The organism is Haemophilus sp. C1 (genome assembly GCF_001276515.1).
Classification (GTDB): Bacteria; Pseudomonadota; Gammaproteobacteria; order Enterobacterales; family Pasteurellaceae; genus Haemophilus.
Genome location: NZ_LDVZ01000045.1, coordinates 1 through 5,264 on the forward strand (window position 1 = coordinate 1; position 5,264 = coordinate 5,264).

Genomic DNA, 5,264 nt, shown 5'->3' on the forward strand with positions numbered 1-5,264 from the left:
CCTCCGCTTGATTTGGTTTTAAAGCGTTCTTCGTCTTGTAAACTTTCAATGTTGAGCTTGCCACCCACATTGGCATTAACGGTGTTACCTTTGATTTGACTCCCCTGTAGGGTGGTATCCCCTTGGCTGTTTAAAGTCACGGTTTGTGCCTCTAAGTGGCTCGCTTGGTAAGTTTTACTTTCGCCATCTTCCTTGCCACTGCTTCCGCCTACTCGTGCATAAACACCTACACCAGTTTGGGCGCCTACTGTTGCCGCCATCCCAACTTCAACACCTACACTTTGATTGCGCCCTTTAAATTGAGTGTGGGTTTCCCCTGCTTGAATGTTGAGTTTATTGCCGGTAAGCATGATGCTGCTGTCTTGGATTCGCTTACCTTGCTCATCTCTTGAGGTGAGGTCGGTGTGGGTTAGATTGATACTGCCAAGCTGACGTTCGCCTTTTTCATTCGCCTTTTGCTTGTCATCTCCCCGTGCAATCAGATTGATATCTTTCGCATTAATACGACTGCCTACGCTAATATCAGCCAACCCTTCTTGGCTTTGACGGCTATGTGCCACACCGCTACCCGATTCAACACGAAGTAAATAGGTGTTGGATTTCGGGTCTTTTGTCGCCATCTTACTGATGGAGTTATATAAGTTATAACCCTGTGCAGCTACACTCATTACATTTGCTGCTTTCAAGCGGTCAGAGGCTTTGTCATTTTTTACCGCCCCTTCAATCGTGTTAATTAAATCAATGATTGGCGATTTTACACGACTAAATTGACCTATTTTTAAATCACTCTCACTATAGCTGTTATCTTGGTGATTAATTGCATTATTGATAATGATATTTTGAGCATTAATATTGACCTTATCTTTGGCTAAAACTTCACTTGCTGTTTGTAGGTAATCTTTACCCGCATACACATCAACTGTGCTATTGAGACTTGCAAGTTGACTACCCTTATGCGTAATCTGCTCTCCGTCCTGATTCATTCTAGTGCGATTATAACCAAAGAAACGCTCGGTATCTGAGATAGCCGCCTCCCCTACTCTATGCCCTTTGCGCATCTGAGTGCTTCTATCCGTTGTTTCTGCTGTCAGTAATTTCACATCGCCATTATTAGCTTGCAGGATATTTTTGTCATTAGAGACAAATGTCGTTCCTTTTAGAGTAATATCACCCTTCTCGGCAATTGTAGTGCTCTTACCACCAATGGAAATCTGGGTACCAACCTCTTGACGAAGACTAGTATCCCCATTTTCTCGCTGTGTATGCACCCCTGCCACATATTTCGCCGTGCCATCTAAGCTAAAACCACTTGATTTTGTCGAGGCTTGTTGCGATTGTGTATGCACTGCTACACCAAAATCGACATTTTTAGCTGCAATAAACAGCGCATCACCTTCTGCACTTATGCTACTACCTTGCGTGCGAATATCGCCCTCTCTAGCATGAATATTCAGCTTACCGCCCGCTTCAAGTGAAGTTGTTTGTGCTTCTGTTTTTTGATTGTATTTGTGTGATTCACTACGATTGTGATTAGCATAAGGTTGTATACCGCGCACCATAGATTCTATGGAATCAGAAACTGCATCAGATGCCCCCATAGCCTTACCCACAACGCTCTTTGTAGCACCTTGAGCTTCTTTTTCACGGTAGTTGTCTCTCGCTTTACCTACTGGGTCATACACCACTCCCATGCCAATACCGCTTGAGGTATAACGGCGATGTTGCTTGCTTTCGTGTCGTTCATTTACGGCATTTAAATTTACGTTTTTACCCGAAAGCAACATATCGCCGCCTGAAATAAGCTGAGAGGCATTCACATTCACATCCTCTTGAGCATTTAGCGTCAGCTTACCTTTTTCTGCAACAAATTGACTGCCAACGACAGTTTCATCATCGCCTTTTGCATCAAGATTATCGCTCGAACGCCCATACCCCACTCGGGCAGTGCTGTTTTTAACTGAGCCGGTCAATCCCGATTTTTTGTGTTTATCCCACTCTGTGCGTTGCTCACGATTAGTGGCAGCCTCCACATTAAGCTTACCGCCTGCCGACAACGCCATATTCTCTACAGCATAGGCTTGCGTGGCAACGGCGGTTAAATCTCTGCCTGCAGTGGCAGTGACAGTTTGTCCGTGAAGTTGCGTGCCTTGTTGAATTTCACCTTGAAGATTGACATAACTCTCTCGGCTTTCGCTGCCACCGATACGTTTGGTTTTATCTTTGTGGTATTCCTCAAGGGTAGCAGTATCGGTTTTGGTGCCTAAAGTCAGGTTTTCTGTAGCCTGAAGACGAAGTGCGCCTTTTGCTTGCAGTTCGCTACCTTGGGTATGGATATTTTTCGCACTCAGTACAGCGTCACCTTGTGTGTGCATCCGCGTAGCTTGTGCAGCGCTGTTTTTCTCATGTTTACGATGATTGCTATTGCCACCTAAACGTTGCTCGGTTTCTTCCGTTACTGTGCCTAAATCAAGGTTTTGCGTGGCATGAAGTTGTGTTTTTCCTTTGCCCTCATTGATAAGATTGACGGCATTTAACGCAATGTTTTCCGCCGCAACCGTGAGATTGCCATTCTCGCCTTTTACATATAATGCCGCTTGGCGATCAATCTTCGTTGTGCGATGACTGTAATCCCCGCGGTTGACTTCGCCCGTAGCCGTTGTGGAATTCAATGTGATGGCTTTGGCATTGAGCAAGAGTGCCTCTTCTGCCTCAAAACGACCGCTACCTTCAATATGATTATCGGCAAAAAGTGCGGTCTGTTTTGCTGTGATTTTGCCATCATTTTGAATATTACCCGCCTGAACCACCGTTTGTGAGCGTGCCGCGATTTGTCCTTGGTTATTCACGGTTTTATTCGTTTCAATCAGCACCTTTTCCGCCGAAATCAAGGTTGCTGAACCGTCAATACCGTCTTTTTGAAGATTATCACGTGTGAATTTCGACAAATACACTTTCGGCGCCAATACCCTTTGTTGGTTGCCGTCTTTTAACGTTACCGTCTGCGGCTCAAACCACACAATATCGGTGGTTAAGGCTTTAACTTGCTCGGCAGATAACGCCACACCCAGAGTTAAATGAAATTGTTGTGCCACGCTCACCGCATTGTCCATCAATGCTTTATATTGCGCTTCAAAGGTAGCGTAGCGGCTGTCTTGAGGACGTCCCGTCAAATGATTTAACTGGTTGCGTACCTGTTGTTGCTCATAATAGCCATCGCCCAAACGCTTTAACATATTTTGCGGATCGGTACGTAACATCCTGAACATATAATCGCTGCTCAACCACTTGTTACGATCGGTAAATTGCGAGTCGGTTTCAATCAACACTTGATTGTCCGCCTGCGGATTAATTTTATATAAAGATGAGGTTGGCACATTCATGCCTTTATTATCTTGGTTGGCTAACTCATTGGATTCAAAGGCATAATCCGTAAAAACATTCGCTACCGGTAATGTAATAGTTTTCTTATCGGTAGAGAGCCATCCTGCTGTATAACCGGAATAACGGCGGTCGTATTTATTGCGCCCACTTGAGCTTTTAGATTTGCGTTTACGCAAATAAGCATATCGTTTATCGCCATATAAATCCGTGTATTGCTCACCTTGTGCATTGATATTGTCTATTTTGGCATGAAGCAAACGCAATGCACCGCCAACCAAAACTTGTGATTTGCCGTTAGTGAAATTATCCGAATCTACGGTTAATTCACCATCCATCACGATTTTACCCGGTTGGGTTTTCGTTACGGTAGTGGCGCGAATCACCTCTTTATCTACATTCGTTTCCCAAAAATTCTCAATATTTTGACCGGCATATGCTGCAATGGCTGTGTTATGTTGCTCAATCTTGTTCGACAACGCCTTAAACTGCATCGGGTTGTCTTTCATCCATTGCACATAAAGCGGTTTGATTTTTTCATCAAACTCCGCCTTAGCAGTTTGATAGCTGGCAAGCACCTGTTCGTAATCCTTTAATTGCGCTTGATATGCCACTTTCGCTGCCTCATCCAACGAGGATAAATTAGCAGGTTCAGTCGGTTTAGTCGGTGCAACGGGCACTTTTGCTTGACTTAAAATACGTTCTACATTAGCCCGTTGTTGGGTATGAATTCCAAACGCCTGCCATGCCGGATCGCTCGGTAGATAATAGGTTTCAGGGTGAATATCACAGTCGGTATTTTCACAAATTGTTACCGGTGGCAACAAGGATGACACCACATCACCGTTATGTGGTTTTTTAAGTTCGGTAGGCAACGCTTTAACATGATAACCATTTTTGCCTCGCACGCTGTTGTACCATTTAACTAAACGTTTATCGATATGGAAAGTTGCCTCCGATTCGCCTTTTGGCACAATGTAATGCCAATCCACCGGTTTTTCCGAGACAGTTTTCAGTTCGGTTTCAAAAAAGTCGTTGGTTTGTTCAATCTGTGCTACCACCCATTTTCCGCCTTTGCCTTGCATCAAGGCACTACGATTTTGCAACAATGCTGCCTTGCCTATTGCTTCATCATTTTCATTTAATGCCGAACCAATATTGAATGCACCAAAACTCAGTATCGCTGTGGCATCATCCGTATTGCCTGAATAAAAACGACTTTGATTTACAATGCGTTTCGCCCCTAAATCCAAGCGTTCACGCGCAGCAATCACGCCGGAAGCCAGATTGCCCCCATCATCTTTTTCATCGAAGTTTTCAATTAATGCTGCGCCTAAGGCGACATTATCTCCATAGATGCGTCCCGTACCGATATTTTGAACTTCACTGCTTTTAATTAACGTTTTTGCCGGACTGTCATTTTTTTCTGCCTTACGTGCATTAATTAAACCGCGATTCACCACTTTACCAGCAGTTTCAAGACGCACATTGCCGCCAACGATTTCACCGCTGCCGCCCTGTGTTAAAGAATCCCCTTTCACATCCGCTTTTTGCTTCGCCAAGATCTGGCCATCTTGTTGTATTTTACCTTTGGCTTTGACCTGCACTGCGCCATCACGAGACACCATGCCTGCGCCTTTTGTATTGGTAATGCTACTGCCAGCTGCAGTTGTATTCACATCACCACTTGCTTGAATCTGCCCCGTGTTGACAATATTTCCTTGGCTATCAATCTTCACCTCACCCGCAGATGCACCAATATGCCCCGCATTGCGTACACCAAGGCCTTGACCGTTATCCACTAAATGGATTTTCTCTGCATACATTCCACCCAATTGGCTTACATCAACGCTGTAAGTAGATTGATTTTCACTTTGGGGGTCAAA

At 44.5% G+C, this 5,264-nt stretch carries 1 protein-coding gene; it reads right to left on the reverse strand.

What is annotated here, in order from left to right:
• Nucleotides 1-5,264 (reverse strand): hemagglutinin repeat-containing protein (locus tag ABW51_RS09335; protein WP_197271857.1); only part of this gene is annotated, 5,264 nt, incomplete at both ends.